This window comes from Crassaminicella indica (genome assembly GCF_019203185.1).
Taxonomy (GTDB): domain Bacteria; phylum Bacillota; class Clostridia; order Peptostreptococcales; family Thermotaleaceae; genus Crassaminicella; species Crassaminicella indica.
In genome coordinates this window covers 2,147,281-2,168,136 of the sequence record NZ_CP078093.1, presented here as the reverse complement: position 1 = coordinate 2,168,136, position 20,856 = coordinate 2,147,281, and the positions used below count along the sequence as shown (strand labels likewise).

Below are 20,856 nucleotides of genomic sequence, written 5' to 3'. Positions count from 1 at the left end.
AAAAATTCCCACTAAAAAAAACAAGTCTCTTACTAGACCTGTTTTTTTGAGATTATTTGTTTTGAAGTTTTTTAATAACATATATTATAGGTATTCCAATAACCCCTATTAATAAGATAATAGGTAATATGCTTACAAATAGAACAAAGCTTTTTTCAAAAAAATCCACAATATGATTTACAGTGCTAATCCATCCTTTTTTTGCTTTATCCAGTATATAATGATCTACCTGTTGAATCTTTTTATCCTTATGAATAATCTCATTCAAGGATATATGAATACTCGAAAGACTAACAAGGTTATCCCATCTCTTAATATTACCCGTCAATCTATTAAGTTCTCCACGAACCCTTGTCAGTTCTCTCTCTACTTCTAGAACATCTTTTACATTATTGGCTTTTTTCATAATTTCTCGAAGTCTTTTTTCTTGAATTTTAAGATTTTCTATTTCATTAGCAGTATCTCTATACATTTGTGTAATATCTTGGCCATTGATAGAAAAATTTGTAACTGTTCCCAATTCTTTCACTTTCTCTACCATACTTATAAAATTGTCTTCTGGGACACGCACTGTTATATTTCCTTTTTTTAAGGAAGTCTCCACTTTTTCGGGAACATAATGACTGTATGCAGTATTTGAATCCTCAATATATCCTCCCATAGCTTCTGTCATATTTATAATTTCATTGAATTTTTTATCATAATTCTCTATATCAAGCTCTACATAAGCACTCTTGATAATTTTTCTTTCATTTGACTTTATTACTTGTTTTTCTGATACAGTATTAATTTTAGAGCTACCCCTAAGCGTTTTAATACTTTTAGCATTATTACCACGAAATTCACTATTATCTAATGCAACTTCATTTTTGTTAGGTGTAGCAAAACCATCAATACTTTGTTTTATCTCCATTATATTTTCTTTTGATCCTTTAATTATTTCTTCTTTCTTACCCATATTCATACTACTCAATGTTGAAATAGATATAATTAGTATAATAAATACTGCCGCAATCGAAGAAAATACCTTCCAACTAAACTTTTTATTCTTTTTCTTAAGAGAAATTGACTCTACATTTATTTTTTTATCTAAAGTTTCATTTTCTTCATTGACCTTTAATAAAGCTTCATGCAAATCGTCTTCAAAGCCCTCTGGCAAATCAACCATTGGAAGTTTATTGCATAAATCAATCTGCCTCATTAAATTCTCATATTCACTTCTACATTCTTTACATTCTTTTAAATGCTTATCTAACATATCTTTTGTATGTTTATCTAATATATCATCTATATAAAGAGATATCATCTCTTCCATTTCCATACATCTCATAAGATCCCTCCTTTCTATAATTTGACGTAAGACTCATCATAAAGTTCCCTATTCTTTTCCATAATTCTTTTTAATGACTGTCTTGCTCTACTAATTCTTGATTTTACCGTTCCTTCTGAGCAATCTAATATTTTACTAATCTGTTCATAAGAAAAACCTTTAATATCTCTTAATACAATTACCGTTTTATGATCCTCTGACAAACAATTGATAGCATTTTGAATATTTCTTTGGCATTCTCTTTTTGCAACCATATCTTCAGGCAAATTAGTTGCATCTGGCAAATCTCTGATAATATCTCCATCTTCTGTATCAATCTGACAGTCATAAGAATATGTTTTTTGTAATTTTCTTTTCCTTAACACATCTAAACAAGTATTTGTTACAATTCTATACAACCATGTAGAAAAATTACTTTCTCTCTTAAATTTATGTAATGATCGATAGGTTTTTATAAAAGCATCTTGTGTTGCATCCTTTGCGTCTTCTATATTTCCCAACATTCTATATGCAATATTAAATGCTAGCTTTTGATGATCCTTTATCAAAGCTTCAAAGCTTTTAATATCGCCTTGTTGACTTTGATCGATTAGTTCGTTTACAGTTTTAATCATAATACGTCCCTCCTTTCTTCTTACAGCAATTCTCTTTTTAGACGATTATAGCTTATATAAAGTTCCCTATTTTTTCAAATATATAAAAAAAGTGACGCAAGCTACGCCACTTTTAGTCCATTTCTGCCACAGGAATACTTTTATCAATATGATAAGGATGAAAAAATGATTGAATGATATTTTTTTCGCGGTCATAAATTACCGTAGCATGATGCATAAAATCATTTCTTAAAAAATAACGTAAATCAATAAACTTAAATACTATATTGTCCATTTCTTCCGATTTTATTACATGATAAATAGGAGTAAACTCTCTAAAATATTTCCCAATATTTGTTTCCTTGAACATTTTAACTTCTTCATCTTCTAATTTCTTTAATTTTTTTCTTTCAATTATTTTTCCATTAAATAAATTTACTTGCCCTACAATATTATAATTATTCGTGCTTACAATAAAATCCCATTTATGATAAGCCATAAGAGCTGGCAAAATATTTACACTGCAAATTTTATATCCGTGGCGATAATAATTTTTTACTTTTTTTTCGGCATACTGCTTCATCAACCACCTTAAGCCTAGATATACAAAAAAACTTGTCGTAATACATAAATAAAAAGCAATTGTTTTTTCCTTTACAAATATTAATAAAAAACACAACACTGTAATAACAGGATCATAAAGCATAAGAATCCCCAGCATAAATTTTCTCTTAGTAAAAGGCATAAATAACTTAGCTCCATATGAATTCAAAATATCAAATAATGTATGAGACAAGCAACCCATCAGCGTCCATATAAAAACTCTTAAAAATTGAAAATCTGCAAAGAATAATGATAATCCTGCTGTAATTATTCCTGCAAGAATAAAAAGAGCAGGTATAGAATGGGATATCCCTCTATGATGCTTCAAATAAACATAATCTCCCTTTAGTTTTGCAATAATATCAATATCTGGAGACATTGCTCCAAGTGCACAACCTAATGAAACAGGATTCGTAAATGCTACTGGATCTCCACTATATGCAGATATTGCAAGACCAATAACTCCATGAGTAATTGGATCCACTACTTTCAGCTTTATAAAATCTATAAAAATCTTAATAAATATATGAAAATTATAGATTTTATTCATACACTCAATATTTTTACAAATATTAGTGTACATAATAGCATTTCTCTACAATGCTATACCGCAAGCCAACGGTACTTTTGTTCACTTCCTTTCTTAAAATCAAGCAACTAATTTTCCAAAATGAAAATGTAGAGTAGTTACTTGGTTTATATTCTTATAATTCAGTGCTTTATTTTTATTGTGTTTATTAAAAATATTAATACTTGAATTAATATCTCTATCTAATGTCATACCACACGTACACTTATAAACTCTTTTTGATAATTCCATGCTCTTTCGATTACCACAATTTGAACAAGTTTTAGAGGTATAAGCTTCATTTATATAAACCACTTTAACATCATGTAATTTTGCCTTGTATGTTAAAAATGTCTTGAATTTACCTAACCCCCAATTTTCTTTTATACTTCTGTTTAATTTTATTAAATTTGATTTTTTAATCATTTGCTCTTGTGATAAATCTCCAAGAATTAATTCTTTATTATTTAAGACTAAATATTTTGTTATAGTATGAATAAAATGCTCTTGTTGTTTCCTTCTTTTCTCATATAATCTTTTTAAAGTCTTAGTTAATTTTTTATATCTTCCACTACCCTTTTTCTTTGTATCTCTCATTGACCTTATTTTATCTATTTTTTTATTCCAATACTTATCATATCTTGGGTTTATAATTTCAATAACTTCTCCATTTTGATTTATACCTGTTGCAAATTTAGAAATCCCTAAATCTATTGCCAAAATATTATTGTTATTGTTTTCTTTTTTGTTAACTTCATAAGACACAGAAATTAAATATTTGTTTCTAGCTTTAATAATCCAAACCTCTCCATAATTTGTTGGTATTTCATTAACATCTACTTTTATTTCATAAAAACCTAATTTAATTCTATCTTCTTTTATTTTCACATATTGTTTAGGTGTTTTAAGTGGATAAAAATAATCCTTATCCTTATATCGAGGAAGTCTAGTTTTTTCTCCTTTACTTCTTTTTTTAACACAATTATCATAATCTACTGCTAAATCCATACAAACTGCATGAAGATGTTTTGCATATACTTTTGCATAATCTGTATTTTGCTCACGTAGTAGCTTAATTTGACTTCTCTGTTCTGTCATTTTCATGTTTTTATTGTAACAAGTATAATATTCTTTTCTTTGAGCTAAATAAGTATTATAAAGGAGTTTACATAAAAAGCTATCTCTTTCTATATCTGCTATTTGTCCTTTTGTAGGGTGTATTTGAATTTTTTTGCATAATACAATACTATTTTCATTTTTCTTCTTGAATCCCATCTTCAAAAAAACTCCTTTACCACTTTTTTCATTTTCTTTTGCTTGACATAATCTTTTCCCCCTCGACAATTTTATCTTATCATAATAAGACTACTCTCTAGAGGCTAAGGAGATATCTTTACTTGCTTTAGCTAGTGCTCTATTAAAGATGGATGCATCGACAAGCTTAAATCCCTAACGGGATATAAAAAAGTAGCATAACTTAAAGTTTAATTTAAATTCAATTTTTCTTTTCACACTATAGCTATGTCTATTTTTATTTTCCAATTTCTTACTTTTGCATTTTTTATATTTTACTCTTAGAAATCTACATAATTTTGTCATTATATTTTTTTGCCTACGGCAATTTTATTAATTATGCTCATCTCTAAATTTTTATCATAAAATGAGTTTACCATAATCCTTTGCATTCTTCAAGAAACAGCCAGAATTTTCATTTATTTTTAACATTTTTTACATAATAATAACTTTAAACTTCTTTTATATTTTTTTTAATATATTGTTGCATTCCTTTTCGATTTGTGTTATTATAATTCTTGTCACAAGATAAGCCGAAGTGGTGGAATTGGCAGACGCGCCGGACTCAAAATCCGGTGGGGGCGACTCCGTGTGGGTTCGAGTCCCACCTTCGGCACCATTGAATTAAGGATTCTAGCTTACGTTAGAATCCTTTTTTATATTAATCAAATTGTTATCACAATTTAAAAAAAGGTAAGGAAATTATATCCCTTACCCTTGTTAGCTATCCTTTTTTATTTCTTTCTATCTAAATAATCCTCTCCTTCTTCTCTTAAAATACTCTTCTATATTTTTTATTCTTTCTTCTAAATTCTCAACACTTGTAATTTTTTCTTCTATCGTTTTCAACCTTTCTTCTAAATCTTCAACGCTTTTTAATTTATCCTCTAATATCTTTATACTTTTTTGTAATTCATATAACTCTTTTTTAAAAAACTTTTCTTTTTTTATCTGTATTTCTTGATCTTTTATTTCTTGCCCCTTTACTATATCCTTAATATTTTTATTAGAATTTATTTTCCGAGGAATTATCTCTACATTTTCAAGAGGCCCAAATCCTATAAATGAAAATTCAGGATAACCTTTCCCAAAAGTATAGTTAAACTGATAATCCTTCTTTATATCCTCATCATTTGTATTAAACTTATACCTGAAAAAATCTATTTTTTTTGATTCTTTCCACAAGTATGGTTTGCTCCAATTTTCACCATCATCCTCTGTAAAACAACTAACTACCTGTTCATACTCCGTCCATACAATCCAAAGCTTTTCATCTTGCTGAATAAAAGTAGCATTTGAACAATTAGAAGGATTGGATAAGACCTTTTCTATTAGTCTTATTGCTTTATTATTTTCAAATTTATATTTTTCATATTTAATAACAAGATTTCCTTGGAAATATTCTGAATATGTAATATGTAAAATTTTATTTTTTGTCATGAACATATCTAGATATAATTTTTCTTTCTTGCTTGAAGTAAGTTGCAGAGCATTTTGCCACTGTTCATTTTTTTGATCAAATTCCTTGATGTATATTTGTTCTTCATCATTTAAAAAATCATAAAATCCTATTATTAAATTCTTTTCATTTTGTATAATTTGAAATGGATTTAATAATTTTTTTCTTTTAATATCCTGCACAACAAATGTTTTCCACTCTTGGTTCTTATAATAATGGTGATATATTCTATAACACATATTATTTTCATTTGCAGGTATACAATAAATCATATGTACTTGTTGATTATATATGAATAAATTTAGATTGAAAATATTTAAAGTTCTATCTCCTCCTAAAAGATTTTTATGCCAAAAACCGTTTTTCAAAAACATTAAAACCAGTTTTCCATCTTTTCTGTGGTATGCAAAATATACATTATTTTCTTCATCTATGACTGCATCATATTCTAATGTACAATCATCAACAAGTGTATCTGATTCATATTCCTTTAAATACTTGTCAAAATATGTATATATAATTTTTTCTTCATGCCATCGGAAATTATATAAATTTCCTAGACGATCGTGAATTAAAATATTTCTTTGATTTGCAAAGGACATACTCTCACCATCCTAAATACAAATTAGTCAAAATTAAAAGCTTCTTTCTTATTATCATATTGAAGTACATAAGAATATATGACAAATTTGTATTAAAAGTGTAACAGATGATTTTTCGCATGAATATACTAGCAGTGTAAAAGACATTTACAAGAAAAATAAAAGGGGGTTACAACTATGACATGTAATCAAAATTCAGGACCACTTACCATGTCCCTTACAGATAAATGCTGTACTGCAAATACTGGTTGTGAATTTGATGGAACACTTAGAAAGGTTCGGGCTGAATCCTTATATGTTCAAAAAGTTTACGATGCTGCATTATTTAATTTGCAAGGATTAAGAACTATTTCAGGTCAAGAATTCAAACCTGCTTTAGGAAGAGGAGCAAGGATTACTAGAATTTTAGATATCAGATGTAGAAAATTCTTCAATCCAGCTGATATTAATGATGAGAGAAACTTGATTGTAAAGCCTTTAACAACCATTTCTGGAGCAGAATTTGTAGAAGACGGAAATGGAAAACCTATTACTGTAATAGGTCCTGATGGAACTGCTTCTGAAAAAATATTATATACCAATACAAGAGATTGTGATGAAGAATTTAAGGGTACCCCTATCTTTGGTACTCAAAATGTTAAAATCACAGGTGATGTGGTTGTAGAAATAGATGCATTATTTACTGATGATTGTGATAAAGAATGTCAAGTTACACTATATACAAATGTACCAATCGCAAGAGAATGTGCACCTCTTGTTTTAACCAATTTCTTCGAATTATGTATGCCATCTGTTTTTAATACGGCATTTCTTCCACGCTTTGCTGAATTCTGCAATTTAAGCTGCGAAACAAGACTAGCAACCAATAGTATTATGAGAGACATTGTAATCTGTCCTGTAACTGGTACTGTAAAAGCAAATCTAATTATCGCTTTATGTGTAACTTGCGAGAAAAAAATTGTTGTTCCAGTTCAGTTATGTGTACTATCTACTGGATTCCCTAAGCTTTCAGCTGAAACTGCTCCAATATGTTCAACATTTCCACAATTATTCCCAGATCAAATCAACAAAAAACCTCCTTGTGGATGTACAGAGAAGGTTGAATCTACTGAAGCTTTTAGTGAATAATAAACTTAACTGTAAAATAGCCTCCATCTCATATATAGATGGAGGTTTTCATAGTATCTATTGCACATTTACTATTATTAAAATTTAACTAATCTTCTACTGTTCTTTTCCTTATATTTTCTGAAAAATCTTCTCTTACTTCTAAGCATTTATCATCAGATAAATTATAATTTAGGCTACAAATTCTATTATTGTAATCAACATTTCTTTCATGTATCCTTGAATATAAGCAATTTAAACATGTAGCTGGATTATTTCTTGCCACATTTACTATTTCTTCTTCTATTTCTTCCTTACTACCAAAACTCTCTTTACTATAAAACTCAGCATATCCTTCAACTAATTGATTGTAATTTCCTATTCTAATATTTTCAAATTCAATATATTTAGGAATTTCATTATTATTTCTCTCCATATATCTTTTAAAACTATCAAATGAGTGTTCTTTTCTTCCGAAGTAATTGTATAAACTTTTCCCCAATCTTCTATCTTTCTTTTTATTAGCATTTAAATAAATTAAATAAGCCAAATCTTGAATAGTAATACAATCAATATCATTAAAATATATAGATTCTGTTACAAATCTCCAAACCGTTGTATCTTGTGAAGATAACAATTTTATCCCATTAAACTTTGCATATAGTAAGGTCTTATATTCTCCTAAATCTTTAGAATCTTTAATATTAAAAATATTTTTTAATTCCTTATCACATTCTTCAAAGAGCCTTTTTTCTACATCTCCTTCTATTATACTATCTTCTACAATTTTCACACCCTCATTCTCTTTTATAATTAAATCTATTTCATTTTTAATCGTTTCATCTAAAACTTCTTCCATCACCTGTTTATGGATTAATACATTGTCAAATAAACTAAATAAAAATTCTAGCTGTCCTTTAAAATTCATAAGTATATTAGCATCAAAAAGAACTGGAGATTTAATTCTATTCATCATGATCATCATCATCTCCAATTCCAAAACTAGAGAAATCAATACTAATAGGCTTAATTTGAGGCTTATTTATATTAAAATCTGTGATTTTCTTATCATATTTATTAATTATACTCTCCAACTTGCTGAAAGATATGATATTATTTTTATAAACATCTGCTGCCGTCTTTGGTACATTTAATGTATGATATTTTCTAGTATCAGGAGATTCTAAAGTTTTTATATTATTATAAACGGATTCATCCATCATTTTACAATACTCTATAATATTGTCTTCATATATTTTTAATTTTCCATATTGTATTTCATTAATTATTTCTAACTCCTTAAGTCTCTTTAATATAGTTTTAAAAGGAACTTCATATTGATACTGTAATTTAATTATTTCTAAAATAAAATCTTCTTCAAAATAATATAGTTCTTCTATTTTTTTAAACCTCTCTACTACAATCTCTTTAGGTAACAAAAAAGCAGCAGCAAAATAATTGGCTTTCAATTCCTCCTGATGTATATTCTCTTCATCTAAAGTTTCTGAAATATCTTTATTACTACATACTATAAAACTATCAATTTCTTTTTCTTGAAATTGAATAAGATGATATAATTCATGAGCACAAGCGAAATTTTGAAATCCTTTATCAAAACTAGTATTTATAAAAACCTGAATAAACTCTCCTTGCTTTCTTGTAAAACCAGCAATATTTTTAGATTTTAAAGGATATAATAAAAGAAAAGAATCATATTGATTCTCTATAATATCAAATATTTTATTTCCTATTGGAGATTCAATACCTAAGTCATTCATTTTTCTATGCTGAAGTGCCTTTTTCTCAATTTTATCTATATCTTCTCTTTTTAACATAAGTTTCACCTACTATATTCGCTTTTTCATGTTGAATAATGTTATGGCTTCATCCATCATTGATAAAATCATTTGAACTTCTTCAATATCTTCTTCAGACATATTTTTTTCTCTCTTCATATACATCACCATATCCGCTTCTGGCTTATTAGTTCCTAGTATATAATCTGCACTTACTGAAAAATACTCTGTTATTTTTCTAAGTTCTAATACCCCAATAGATTTTTTATTATTTTCTAATTTACTATAGGTAGATGCGTTTATATCAAGAATATTTGCAAGTTCTTTAGAGTTTAACCCTTTTGCTTCTCTTAATTCTTTTATTCTTTCACCAATAGTTTTCATAATCATCACTCCTACTAATAGTATATGTTATTATTTCTATTTTAGCAATAAAACTTAAAAATTTTTATAAATATTTCTAAAACAGAAATTGTAGTTGATATTTAAAGCCAGTGGGTATACTAGCTCAGACTGTTGACAAAGTATAAAAAAGCGAGAATTCTTTTTTTCAAAAATGATTTTCGCTTTTTATGCAGAATAAATATATATAGAATAATTTCCCAAAGAGACTGATTGTATTGTTAACTAAGAATAATGGATACCAAAATAGAATTGAAACTGTTATGATTGAGAACCTAGTTTCTGAAGATCATTTGCTTAGAAAAATCAATAAATATATTAACTTTTCATTTATATATGATTTAGTAGAAGATAAGTATTGTTTAGATAATGGAAGACCATCTATTGATCCAGTTGTTTTATTTAAGATGATGTTTATTGGATATCTTTATGGTATTCGCTCCGAAAGGAGATTAATGGAAGAAATCAAATATAATATTGCTTATAGATGGTTTTTAGGTTATGGAATTACTGATGAGATTCCTCATCATTCTACTATTAGTCAAAATAGAAGACGTAGATTTACAGGTACTGATATATTTGAAAAAATTTTTTCAAATATAGTGAAACAAGCAATAGATAATAATTTGGTATTGGGTAAAATACTATACACTGATTCTACTCATCTTAAAGCTAATGCTAATAAAAATAAGTATGAAGAAAAATATATTAAAGTTGAAGTAAAAGAATATGTTGATGATTTAGAAAATGCAATTAATGAAGATAGAATAAATCATGGTAAAAAACCTCTAAAAAAAAAGAACATGAGCCAGAAATAAAGAGAATTAAATCTAGCATTACAGATCCTGACAGTGGTTTTATGCATAGAGATAGAAAACCCAAAGGTTTCTTCTATCTAGAACACAGAACGGTGGATGCAGAGAATAACATTATTACAGGTGTTAATGTTACTCCTGGTAATATTAATGATGCAACACCTTATCTTCAAATATTAGATGAACAAATTGAAAAATATGGTTTTGAGGTGAAATTTGTAGGACTTGATGCTGGATATTTTACTGCTCCAATTTGTAAAGGTTTAAATGATAGAAATATACAGGGTGCTATAGGTTACAGACTTGGACCACATAAAAAAGGAAAGTTTACAAAAAATAGATTTCAATATGTTGATGAATGGGATGTTATAATGTGCCCAAATCTTTATCCAATGCATTATAAAACTACTACCCGTCAGGGTTATAGGGAATATATCAGTGATAAAAATAATTGCTCTGAGTGTCCATATAAAGAAAAATGCTTATACGATGGTAATGAAACTAGAACAATTAGACTCCATGTATGGGAAAAATATAAAGATAAAGTTAAAAGGTTTACTATGTACGATCAGTTAGGGAAGCGGATTTACAAGAGAAGAAAAGAAACCGTTGAGCGAAGCTTTGCAGATGCTAAACAACTGCATGGGCTTCGCTATGCCCGCTTTCACGGAATTGAGAAAGTCAAAGAACAATGTCTTATGACAGCAGCAGTACAAAATATGAAAAAGATAGCGATGATACTATCATCTCTATCTTTTAATTCTTTTTTGAATGATTATTCTCATAAAATATTAAGCTACGCTTATTTTATATTTAGAAAGACAAACCACTGAAAATTTTCAATGGTTTGTCAGCAACCTGACACTCATAATTATGAGTGTCTTTAGATTATTTACATTTAGGTTTAATTTTCTATCTACAACATAACATTAAATGATCTAGCTCCATTTCAAGCTCTTCAGCTCTAAGTATTGCTGAGTATACTGTTTCTTTAAAAATCGCATTATAAAATAATTCAGTAATTTTTTTAATATTCCCTATCACTTCAACTATATCCTTTATTTTACTTTTCTCTATAACTGTTGCTCTGTTTCTCGCTAGGTAATCCCCTAACACCTCTAAACTTGATATATATTGAGTAATATGGAGGCTTGTCATAGCCACATATCTAGTATTTGAGTTATTATCTAATGATTCATGAACTGCTTTTAATTCTTCTATTAAAATAGTAACATAATTTTTTATATCATTAACATCTATCTTGTCATGTGTTTTTTTACCATTCCCCAAACTCAATTTTCTAAACTTTTGACTTTGTTCCTTCATAAGGCTGACCTCCTAGTTCTTAAAATAGACTGTTTTTTTACATGTCTCTTAACTTTAAATGTTAGCTAAAATTTCTTAGAATAACGAAAGATAAAAAACACGATTCCTATCTCTCTAAAACTCATCCTAATAACTTTGCTATTTCAGCTTCCCATTCCTTTGTATGTATAATTCTGTATTCTTGATAATTGTTATTTAATATCTCAGCTTTAGTCAATCTAGAAAACTCTTCCCAGTTGCTTGTAAAAACATAAGTTGCATTGTTTGTATAAACACTTTCTAAGATATATAGACCTTTATCTTCATAACCAAATACTATATACCCTGAAAACCCAGCTTTACCATAAGCCTTAAAATCTGGTTTATACTTGTGTAATTTCTTTAGTCTTTTATATATTAAATTTCTATTACTTTTTCTAGCTCTATTAATAAAAGGAGTAATATCCTTTACCAACTTGTCCCAAGGATAATCTCCTTTGGGTAAGATCTCCCAACTTAATCTTCTTATTTTAGGATTAGATATCTGTTCTAAATCATCTTGAAACACCTGACATTCCCCAAATAATTCTAGGATCAAATTAACTGTATGAACCATCAACTTTTCATTTTCTTCAACAAACTTTATTTTTTGAGAAAGTATTAATTTGTTTCTATGTTTATCATTAAGTATTGTTAATTCTATACACTGTGGAGGAATAAATTTTCTTTGATATCTTTCTACGGGTATATAAACAGTATCCGTAACTTCTTCAGTTTCCCCTCTCCCAACCCACTGTTGCCTAGTCCATTCTCTAGGATAATACACTATTTCTTTTTCTTTATCCTTTTCAGGTATATACTGTCCTTCCGCATTTCTTCTGCTAACTGGGCCAACTTTATCAGGTAAAATTGTTTCTCCTATTTCTAAATTACTAGTAAATCCAATATCATTACACTTAACCTTAAATCTATTTATATCAGCTACTCCAAATCTCACTAATTGTCCTGTTTTTATGAAACTTAAACTACTTAAATTTCTAATTCTTTTTTTCTTTATAATCATCTAATCCCTCCCCCAATTACCTTCTCTTGTTTGATTGTGATAGAACGGCTCCAGCCAATGACTTCGTATCATCACTATACTTTGAACTTTTTAATACTTTTGAAGCAAAATCTTCCATAGTTGGTCCTGTTTGTTTGCTTGTATTATACTGCGACATAGCTGAGCCAGCTAATTTCTTTGCTGTTTGAGAAGAATTTGGGTTTCTCAGTGTATCTGAAGCTAATTTTACAATTTTACTACTCGTTTGTTTTTTATTAATACTCATGAAGTTTCTCCTTTCAATTTTAATTAATTTGTTAAACACTAAGAAGATTCTTCATTTTAGGTGCTATCACACATAACCTATCACCCTTTCATCTTTATTAGGGGTGAAGATAAAATCATCAAGCAACTTTTCTCTTGAATATTTTTTAAAATTTGATAAAATAATAATAATCGTAATTTATAATATTACTTGATTGCTAGTCCTCAAAGAATGACCGTTCTTTGAGGACTGTTTTCTTTATCCCCACTTTATACATTAGCATTTTTTACCAAAATGCACCCATTATAATTGTAATACCTTTCCAAAACATTGTCAATATATTGTGTCGAATATTTGTTCCTATGCTATATATCGTTATTATTCCTTGTCTATTTCTTGATGTAATATCCTCTCTTTTTCTAATTTGAACCTAATTTTAGGATAATTTACTGTTGTATTATAGTGTCTAAATCAGTATTGATAGTATAATAATGAAGCTGAATTTTAAAAATCAACTTAGTTATTAATACTAGTCAATAGTGTTCACCATAGAACTATATTAAACACTATGTTGAATCTACTCAATAGAGTTCTCAACATAACTCTATTGATTTTTTTAAAATCGAATTTTTTATTCTACTTAGATATAATTATTACAACAAGTGTTTCGGCATTTAGGGATACAATGAACTAAAATTACATAACTCGGTTTTTCAGGCCCGACAATAAGCCAATAGTATTTTATTCAAAATAAGAGAAACCCAGCAAAATACTGGGTTTCCCATAAAAGTTATAACGAGCAAGTCTATAAGCCGAGTTCTGTATTTGACAGTCATCTATCTAGGTCTACTGTTGCCAGTAGACTCAAGCGACCTACCACTGGGACACGACGGGCCGCCGCTATTTAGTCCCTTTCTTGGTCTTGCTCCGAGTGGGGTTTACAGAGCCTTCTCTGTCGCCAGAGAAGCGGTGAGCTCTTACCTCACCTTTCCATCCTTACCAATAATCATTGGCGGTTTATTTCTGTTGCACTTTCCTTCAGGTCACCCTGACTGGGTATTACCCAGCACTCTTGCCCTATGGAGCTCGGACTTTCCTCGTTCGTGCAGTACACGATCCGCGACCATCTGACTTACTCGAAATATTCATTTTTAACGACAAGTAATATGTTAACATAAACAATAGTTTTTGTCAAAATACAATATTTGTAAATATTCTATTCATCACTTTTAGGATATAATATCCTCCCACAATTATTACATAATACAATATCTTGTTTTTTTAATTTTGTAACCGTCATAACAGGTAAATCCATATGACAGCCCATGCAAACATCTTCCTTAAGTATTGCTACAGGATTATTTTTCTTTGATTTTATATCCATATACATTCGTATATATTCTTCATTAATCTTTTTCAATAATGCTTCTTTTTCTGCCTTTATTTTTATGATATCCTTTTCTATTTTTTCTATTTTTATTTTTCTTTCCTTGAGCATATTTTTGATTGTGCTGCCTAAAGTGCCTCCTTTAACCCCTATTTTTTTAATTTCTTCTTTAAGATCATCAACAACTTCCATAATCTCAAGTGTTTTTGAATCAATTTCATTTAATTCTTCTTTTTTATTTTCTTCCTTTTTCATTAGCTTTTCTAATTGTTTTAAATCATTTATTTTTCCACTATATAAACGTTCTTTTATTTCTTCTATTTCATACTCTAATTCTCTTCTTTCATGCTCAAGCTTTCTTAAAATATTTTCCTTAGCTTTCAATATATCCTTTTGTGTTTCAAAATCATTTTTTATACATTTGTGTTCTGCAATTCTTTTGCTTATTTCTTCACCTTTTATCACATCTTTTAATATTCTTTCTTTTTGCTCTAAATTTTTTTCTATTTCTTGAAGTTTCCATAAATAATCTTTCTGCTTCATAATATCCCGCCTTTCATTTTATTGATAAATTTCCATCAAAAAAGAATAGGCAAAAAAACCTATTCTTATATAATTTGAAAAGGATTCATATCATTAGATGCTAATAAAACTTCCATATCATAATGATTTTCCTTAATTGCTTCTTTTAAATTTTTAAATAGAGGTTTACATACTAAATGTTCTGTTTCAAAATGACCTGCATCAATTACCGCAATCCCTAAAGATGCGGCATATTGTGCATCATGATATTTTACATCTCCAGTAATATAGCAATCACATCCTAGTCTATAAGCATCATAGATAAACTCTGCCCCACTACCAGTACACAAGCCTATCTTTTGTATACTCTTTTGAGAATCTCCTATAAATCTAATAGACTCCATTCCAAGTTTTTCTTTAATCTTTTGGCAAAATTCAGCAAGCTTTATAGGTTCTATTAATTTCCCTACTCTACCTAACCCATATTGATTAATAGAATTATTCAATGTAAAAAGATCATAGGCTACTTCCTCATAAGGATGTGCATCTAACATCATTTTTACAACACTATTTAATTTTTCCTTTGGTACAATAGTTTCTAGTCTATACTCTTCTACTGCTTCTATCTTTCCGTGGGTTCCAATAAAAGGATTCGTTCCTTCTAATGGTTTAAACATACCTATTCCCTCAGTCTGAAATGTACAGTGACTATACATGCCTATCTGACCTGCTCCAGCACTACATATAGCAGCTCTTACATTTTCAATATGTGTCTTTGGCACATATACAACAAGCTTAAAATATCTTTCTTTATCTATTTTAATCAATGGCTTAGTGTCAACAATATTAAATATTTGTGCTAAAACATCATTTGTACCCCCATGGGCAATATCTAAATTTGTATGAGCACAAAAAAGTGCGATATCATTTTTAATCAATTTATAAATCAAATTCCCTATAGGATTATCTGTTTTTATATTTTTAACAGGTTTAAAAATTAAAGGATGATGACAGATAATCATATCTATATTTTTTAGTATAGCCTCATCAATAATAGCTTCTGTTGCTTCTAAAGCTACTAAAATTCGGTTAATATCTTTATGATTATCTCCTATTTGAAGTCCTACATTATCCCAATTCTCTGCTAAATAAGAAGGTGCTATATTTTCCATCAACTTTACTACTTTTTCTAATTTTTCAGCCATCTTAACACCTCCTCAAATTTTTCAATCTTTTCCTTGCATTCCTTAAGCTTGTTTTTTGCCTTATCCGTTTTTTGACCTACTAAATTGTTTATGATATCCTTTTGTTTCTTTATATGCTTATAGATAAAAGCTTCTAGGTGCGGATCCTTATTTTCTATTAATTTCTTTCCTATTTCAAAGTATATTTCATCCTCAATTACTTCTTTCCCATGTTCTACAACTATTATCTCATAAATTCTATGATCTTCTGAAACTAATTTTTCATCTATTATCTTAAAATTATTAGCATAAAGCCATCTTCTTAATTCATCCTGCGCTACCATAGGTTGCAGAATAAATCTCTTAATAGATTTTGTTACATCAGGATGATTAAGCAATATATCTCTAATTAAAAGCCCTCCCATACCTGCTATGATCACAGTATCTACCTCGCCAGGCTGAATCGCTTCAAGACCATTTCCAAGCCTTGTTTCAATATAATTATCTAATCCATAAAGCTTTATATTTTTTTGTGCACTAAGTAACGGTCCCTCATTTATATCTGTTGCAATTATTTTTTCTGTAATTTTATTTTTCATTAAATATACTGGAATATACCCATGATCTGTTCCAACATCAGCTAAAACAGAATTTTTTGGTACAAATTTAGCGATATTCAATAATCTTGGTGTTAGTTTCATAACATTTCCTCTCACTAGAATATATTTTTTAAAATCTGCAAAAATTAAATCAAGGAGGTTTTTATATGAAATTAAAAAACTCACAAAAGCAACCTAATACTTCTATTGAAAAATTAGCTCATTTTGAATGGGGTGGTACAACTCCCCAGTGGGAAGAAACAGCTGAGCAACTCATGAATTGTTTACAAGAGCAGTTAGATGATCAAGAAAATGAAAAAGAAAAACAAAAGAAAATAGAATATGGCAATCAAAAGCAGTATTGGTAATTATAAAGATTCGCGTACACGCGAATCTTTCTATTCTAAATAATCCTTTAATTTTTTACTTCTGCTAGGATGTCTAAGCTTTCTTAGTGCCTTTGCTTCTATTTGTCTTATTCTTTCTCTTGTAACATCAAACTTTTTACCCACTTCTTCTAGTGTTCTTGCTCTTCCATCATCCAAACCAAATCTCAATCTTAAAACCTTCTGTTCTCTTGGTGTTAGAGTATCTAAAACTTCTACTAACTGTTCCTTTAACATTGAAAAAGCAGCAGCTTCTGCAGGGGCTGGTGCATCCTCATCAGGTATAAAATCACCAAGATGACTATCCTCTTCCTCACCAATAGGAGTCTCTAAAGATACAGGTTCTTGAGCAATTTTTAATATATCCCTTACCTTTTCTTCAGGAAGGTCCATTTCTTTTGCAATCTCTTCTGGCTTTGGTTCCCTTCCTAATTCTTGAAGGAGCTGTCTTGATATTCTTATGAGTTTATTAATAGTCTCTACCATATGAACAGGAATCCTTATAGTTCTTGCTTGATCCGCTATAGCTCTCGTAATAGCTTGTCTTATCCACCAAGTTGCATAAGTACTGAATTTATATCCCTTTCTCCAGTCAAATTTTTCTACAGCCTTAATCAACCCTAAGTTTCCTTCTTGTATTAAATCTAAAAATAACATACCCCTTCCAACATATCTTTTGGCAATACTTACAACAAGTCTTAAGTTTGCCTCACAAAGCCTTCTTTTAGCTTCTTCATCACCTTTTTCCATTTTTTTAGCTAATTCTATCTCTTCAGCAGCTGAAAGTAATGGTACTTTTCCAATTTCTTTAAGATACATTCTTACTGGATCATCTATATTAATCCCCTTTGGGATAGAAATATCTAAATCCACTACTTCCTCTTCTTCCTGTATTTCTTCAATAACTTCTTCCTTCTCGCCTACAATCTCTATTCCCATTGCAGCTAAATGATCATAAACTTGCTCAATTTGGTCCTTATCTATATCTATCTCCTCTAAGGTATCCATAATTTCCGTATATGTTAGCATACCTCTTTTTTTGCCTTTTTCTATTAGCTTTTTCACGGATTGCATCTTTTTATTTTGATTTTTCTTGCTCATTATACTCCCCTCCCTTCTAGCACAACTACAAATTCTTTAATTCTTTCAGTAACTTTTCGTAATCTATACATAACTCCCTTATCCTCACTATCTGATCTTTGGATTTATTTCCTATCCTCTCAAGTTTTTTTAATTCTTCTTCTATATGAATTTTCCTTTGTATCATTTTATGCTTATGAATAGTTTTTATATAATCCTCTAAAGCCTTATCAATATTTTCATTTGGCACAATACTATGCTTAATTTTATGCAATATTGAAACAGCTTCTATGCTTAATTGATTTATCATATATTCTAAATCAATGCTTTCATTATTTTCATATAGTTCATAAACGAGCTTTGCTATATCAGCATTTATTTCATCTAAAAAATCTTCATACGAAAGCTGATCCTTTACCTTCTGAAAACAATCTTTATTTGTTATAATCAACTTTAATAAAGATCTTTCAGCTTCAATATATCCAATTTTTTGTATTGGTTTTAATGGTTGTATACTATATTTATTAGTATACCTATCATGTTTGCTTCTATACTTGTTAATATGCAGTATATCTTTTTTTTCACTAGCCTTATTATTGTATCTATTATTCCCATAAATTTCCGCTTTTATAGCTTCTGGAGAAATTTGCGATTCTTGTGCTATTTTTTTAATATAAGCATCTATCTCTACAGGACTTTTTAATTGTTTTAATATTTGCGTAAGAGACTTTACAAATTTTACTTTTCCTTCAGGGTTTGTTAAATCATTTTCTTCTTTAGACAACACAATCTTATAATCAATTAATGACAAAGCATTTTCTACTTCTTTTAAAAAAGCTTCTTTTCCTTTTTTTCTAACAAATTCATCAGGATCTTTCCCTTCAGACAGACGAACCACTCGTACTCTACATCCTACTTCTCTTAAAATATCAAGTCCTCTTAATGTAGCTGCTTGTCCTGCTGTATCAGCATCATATGCAATAATTACTTCATCAGCATATCTTTTTAGTAAATTTGCTTGATTTTTAGTAAGCGCCGTCCCTAAAGATGCAACAACATTTTTTATACCTCTTTCATACAACCCAATTACATCCATATATCCTTCTACCACAATTATTTGTTTCATTTTTATTACTTCGTTTTTTGCAAGGTTTAAACCAAACAGATTATTTCCTTTATTAAAAGCTATTGTTTCAGGAGAGTTCAAGTATTTAGGTTCATTATTATCTATTACCCTTCCTCCAAAGCCAATGACTTTTCCTGTTGTATTTATAATAGGAAACATCACTCTATTTCTAAATCTATCGTAATAACCGTTTCTCTTTTTTCTTTCTAAAACCAATCCGGCTTTAAATATTGATTCTTGATCATATCCTTTGCTAAGAAGATAATTATTTAACGCTTCCCAAGCATCCTTTGCATATCCTAATCCAAACTTTTTTATAGTTTTAATACTTAGTCCTCTTTCAAATAAATAATTTAGTCCTTTGTTTGCTTCCTTAACTAAATTCTTGTAGTAATAAAAAGCTGCTTCTCTATTTATTTGATATATATTATTCTTTCGATATATTTCTTCTTTTTCCTTCTTAGATGTAGAAATTTCATCAATATTTATTCCTACCCATTCTCCAAGCAAGCGTAAAGCATCTATAAAATCCAAATTTTCTAATTTCATTATAAAGCTAATTACATCTCCTGATTCTCCACATCCAAAGCAATGGTAAAACTGTTTTTCAGCAGATACAATAAAGGAAGGTGTCTTTTCATTATGAAAAGGACATAGCCCTTTGTAATTTTGTCCAGCTTTCTTCAATTGTACATATTTTGAAACAACATCTATGATATCATTTTGTGACTTTATCTCATCAATTAATCCTTCATCAAATACAATCCCCATATTCATCACCTATACAATCTTTTATTATTGTTTCTCCATATTTATTAAATTTCCTTCAACTTAACAAATTAAATCCTTTATTCATAAGAATGATTTAGGGACTGTTTTATTAATTTATCAAGGCTCATAACAAATTGAGCATCATCCTTTTTACTTCGCTTAGCATGTCCTTTTATTTTACCTCCTCCTCTTATAATTTTCATGTTTATATGTCTTTTCAATATAAGCTGGTCTATATTATTTAATGTATAAATCAGCCCACGACTTGACAAACAATAAACACCCTTCATTAATAACACAGATGCTAGTCCAAAATCATCCGTTACCACAATATCATTTTTTTGAGCCTTATTCATAATCATCATATCAACACTTTGACTTATATTATCTACAATGATATATGGTACCTCTAGCTCTTCCTTTGATATATGACATATACTTAGTACAATTATTACCTTAATATTATATTTAGATGTATGATCAATCATTAATTCTTTTACAGGACAAGCATCACCATCAACATATATTGTCATTTATATACATGCCCACCTTTTTTTTTCTATGCATCACAATATTCGACATAAGAACCTTTAATCCTTCTTAAATTATTCCAATTCTAAA

General features: G+C 28.9%; 20 protein-coding genes, 1 tRNA gene and 1 other RNA gene. 4 read left to right on the top strand and 18 right to left on the bottom strand.

Annotated elements, in window-relative coordinates:
- Positions 1-52: 52 nt before the first annotated feature.
- From KVH43_RS10205 to KVH43_RS10190, 4 genes are all read right to left on the bottom strand, one after another.
- The gene (locus tag KVH43_RS10205; protein WP_218282429.1) at positions 53-1,330 is read right to left on the bottom strand and encodes a DUF4349 domain-containing protein; all 1,278 of its coding nucleotides are present in this window, start codon (positions 1,328-1,330) and stop codon (positions 53-55) included.
- A 14-nt stretch (positions 1,331-1,344) separates the two neighbouring features.
- Complete coding sequence (locus tag KVH43_RS10200) at positions 1,345-1,944, bottom strand: RNA polymerase sigma factor (RefSeq protein ID WP_218282428.1); 600 nt, start codon at positions 1,942-1,944, stop codon at positions 1,345-1,347.
- Positions 1,945-2,056: 112 nt separating this feature from the next.
- Entirely contained in the window at positions 2,057-3,109 is a 1,053-nt protein-coding gene (locus KVH43_RS10195) for a metal-dependent hydrolase (RefSeq protein ID WP_255547739.1), read from the bottom strand.
- A gap of 66 nt (positions 3,110-3,175) precedes the next feature.
- The gene (locus KVH43_RS10190; RefSeq protein WP_218282427.1) at positions 3,176-4,369 is read right to left on the bottom strand and encodes an RNA-guided endonuclease InsQ/TnpB family protein; all 1,194 of its coding nucleotides are present in this window, start codon (positions 4,367-4,369) and stop codon (positions 3,176-3,178) included.
- Between the two features lie 550 nt (positions 4,370-4,919).
- Between KVH43_RS10190 and KVH43_RS10185 the strand changes: the two genes are divergently transcribed.
- Positions 4,920-5,006: transfer RNA gene (locus KVH43_RS10185), tRNA-Leu, on the top strand.
- A 125-nt stretch (positions 5,007-5,131) separates the two neighbouring features.
- Here the strand turns inward: KVH43_RS10185 and KVH43_RS10180 are convergent.
- The gene (locus KVH43_RS10180) at positions 5,132-6,448 is read right to left on the bottom strand and encodes a hypothetical protein (RefSeq protein WP_218282426.1); all 1,317 of its coding nucleotides are present in this window, start codon (positions 6,446-6,448) and stop codon (positions 5,132-5,134) included.
- Between the two features lie 177 nt (positions 6,449-6,625).
- Between KVH43_RS10180 and KVH43_RS10175 the strand changes: the two genes are divergently transcribed.
- Positions 6,626-7,576, top strand: a complete 951-nt coding sequence (locus KVH43_RS10175) for a hypothetical protein (RefSeq protein ID WP_218282425.1) — start codon at positions 6,626-6,628, stop codon at positions 7,574-7,576.
- A gap of 88 nt (positions 7,577-7,664) precedes the next feature.
- On the opposite strand, the gene KVH43_RS10170 is transcribed toward KVH43_RS10175, so the two are convergent.
- The 3 genes from KVH43_RS10170 to KVH43_RS10160 are packed head-to-tail and all read right to left on the bottom strand — an operon-like array spanning position 7,665 to position 9,735.
- Positions 7,665-8,531, bottom strand: a complete 867-nt coding sequence (locus KVH43_RS10170) for a hypothetical protein (protein WP_218282424.1) — start codon at positions 8,529-8,531, stop codon at positions 7,665-7,667.
- Complete coding sequence (locus KVH43_RS10165) at positions 8,521-9,390, bottom strand: ImmA/IrrE family metallo-endopeptidase (RefSeq protein WP_218282423.1); 870 nt, start codon at positions 9,388-9,390, stop codon at positions 8,521-8,523. The genes KVH43_RS10170 and KVH43_RS10165 overlap by 11 nt, the downstream gene beginning before the upstream one ends.
- A 12-nt stretch (positions 9,391-9,402) precedes the next feature.
- Positions 9,403-9,735, bottom strand: a complete 333-nt coding sequence (locus KVH43_RS10160) for a helix-turn-helix domain-containing protein (protein ID WP_218282422.1) — start codon at positions 9,733-9,735, stop codon at positions 9,403-9,405.
- Positions 9,736-9,971: 236 nt separating this feature from the next.
- On the opposite strand from KVH43_RS10160, the gene KVH43_RS10155 reads away from it, so the two are divergent.
- A protein-coding gene (locus KVH43_RS10155; RefSeq protein ID WP_218282421.1) for an IS1182 family transposase occupies positions 9,972-11,401 on the top strand; the annotation gives its coding sequence in 2 pieces (ribosomal slippage) (positions 9,972-10,560 and positions 10,560-11,401; 1,431 coding nt in all).
- Between the two features lie 79 nt (positions 11,402-11,480).
- Here KVH43_RS10155 and KVH43_RS10150 read toward each other — a convergent pair.
- From KVH43_RS10150 to KVH43_RS10120, 7 genes are all read right to left on the bottom strand, one after another.
- A complete protein-coding gene (locus tag KVH43_RS10150; RefSeq protein ID WP_218282420.1) occupies positions 11,481-11,894 on the bottom strand; it encodes a hypothetical protein in 414 nt (137 codons plus the stop codon).
- A gap of 121 nt (positions 11,895-12,015) precedes the next feature.
- Positions 12,016-12,936, bottom strand: a complete 921-nt coding sequence (locus KVH43_RS10145; protein ID WP_218282419.1) for a hypothetical protein — start codon at positions 12,934-12,936, stop codon at positions 12,016-12,018.
- 16 nt (positions 12,937-12,952) lie between these two features.
- Positions 12,953-13,201, bottom strand: coding sequence for a hypothetical protein (locus KVH43_RS10140; protein WP_218282418.1), 249 nt, complete (start codon positions 13,199-13,201; stop codon positions 12,953-12,955).
- Between the two features lie 771 nt (positions 13,202-13,972).
- Positions 13,973-14,319, bottom strand: an RNA gene (gene rnpB / locus KVH43_RS10135) — RNase P RNA component class A.
- Positions 14,320-14,396: 77 nt separating this feature from the next.
- Positions 14,397-15,110, bottom strand: coding sequence for a zinc ribbon domain-containing protein (locus tag KVH43_RS10130; protein ID WP_218282417.1), 714 nt, complete (start codon positions 15,108-15,110; stop codon positions 14,397-14,399).
- Positions 15,111-15,175: 65 nt separating this feature from the next.
- Positions 15,176-16,294: a Nif3-like dinuclear metal center hexameric protein gene (locus tag KVH43_RS10125; RefSeq protein ID WP_218282416.1), complete on the bottom strand. Its 1,119-nt coding sequence runs from the start codon at positions 16,292-16,294 to the stop codon at positions 15,176-15,178.
- The gene (locus KVH43_RS10120; protein ID WP_218282415.1) at positions 16,279-16,974 is read right to left on the bottom strand and encodes a tRNA (adenine(22)-N(1))-methyltransferase; all 696 of its coding nucleotides are present in this window, start codon (positions 16,972-16,974) and stop codon (positions 16,279-16,281) included. Before KVH43_RS10120 ends, KVH43_RS10125 begins: the two co-directional genes overlap by 16 nt.
- A 65-nt stretch (positions 16,975-17,039) precedes the next feature.
- On the opposite strand from KVH43_RS10120, the gene KVH43_RS10115 reads away from it, so the two are divergent.
- Positions 17,040-17,240 carry a hypothetical protein gene (locus KVH43_RS10115; protein WP_218282414.1) on the top strand — a complete coding sequence of 67 codons (201 nt, stop codon included), beginning with the start codon at positions 17,040-17,042 and terminating at the stop codon, positions 17,238-17,240.
- A gap of 30 nt (positions 17,241-17,270) precedes the next feature.
- Here the strand turns inward: KVH43_RS10115 and rpoD are convergent, their stop codons facing one another.
- From rpoD to KVH43_RS10100, 3 genes are all read right to left on the bottom strand, one after another.
- Positions 17,271-18,359 (bottom strand): RNA polymerase sigma factor RpoD, encoded by a 1,089-nt coding sequence (rpoD, locus tag KVH43_RS10110; protein WP_218282413.1) that lies wholly within the window; start codon positions 18,357-18,359, stop codon positions 17,271-17,273.
- A 25-nt stretch (positions 18,360-18,384) separates the two neighbouring features.
- Complete coding sequence (dnaG, locus tag KVH43_RS10105; protein WP_218282412.1) at positions 18,385-20,235, bottom strand: DNA primase; 1,851 nt, start codon at positions 20,233-20,235, stop codon at positions 18,385-18,387.
- Between the two features lie 77 nt (positions 20,236-20,312).
- Positions 20,313-20,768: a YaiI/YqxD family protein gene (locus KVH43_RS10100; protein WP_218282411.1), complete on the bottom strand. Its 456-nt coding sequence runs from the start codon at positions 20,766-20,768 to the stop codon at positions 20,313-20,315.
- Between the last annotated feature and the right edge of the window lie 88 nt (positions 20,769-20,856).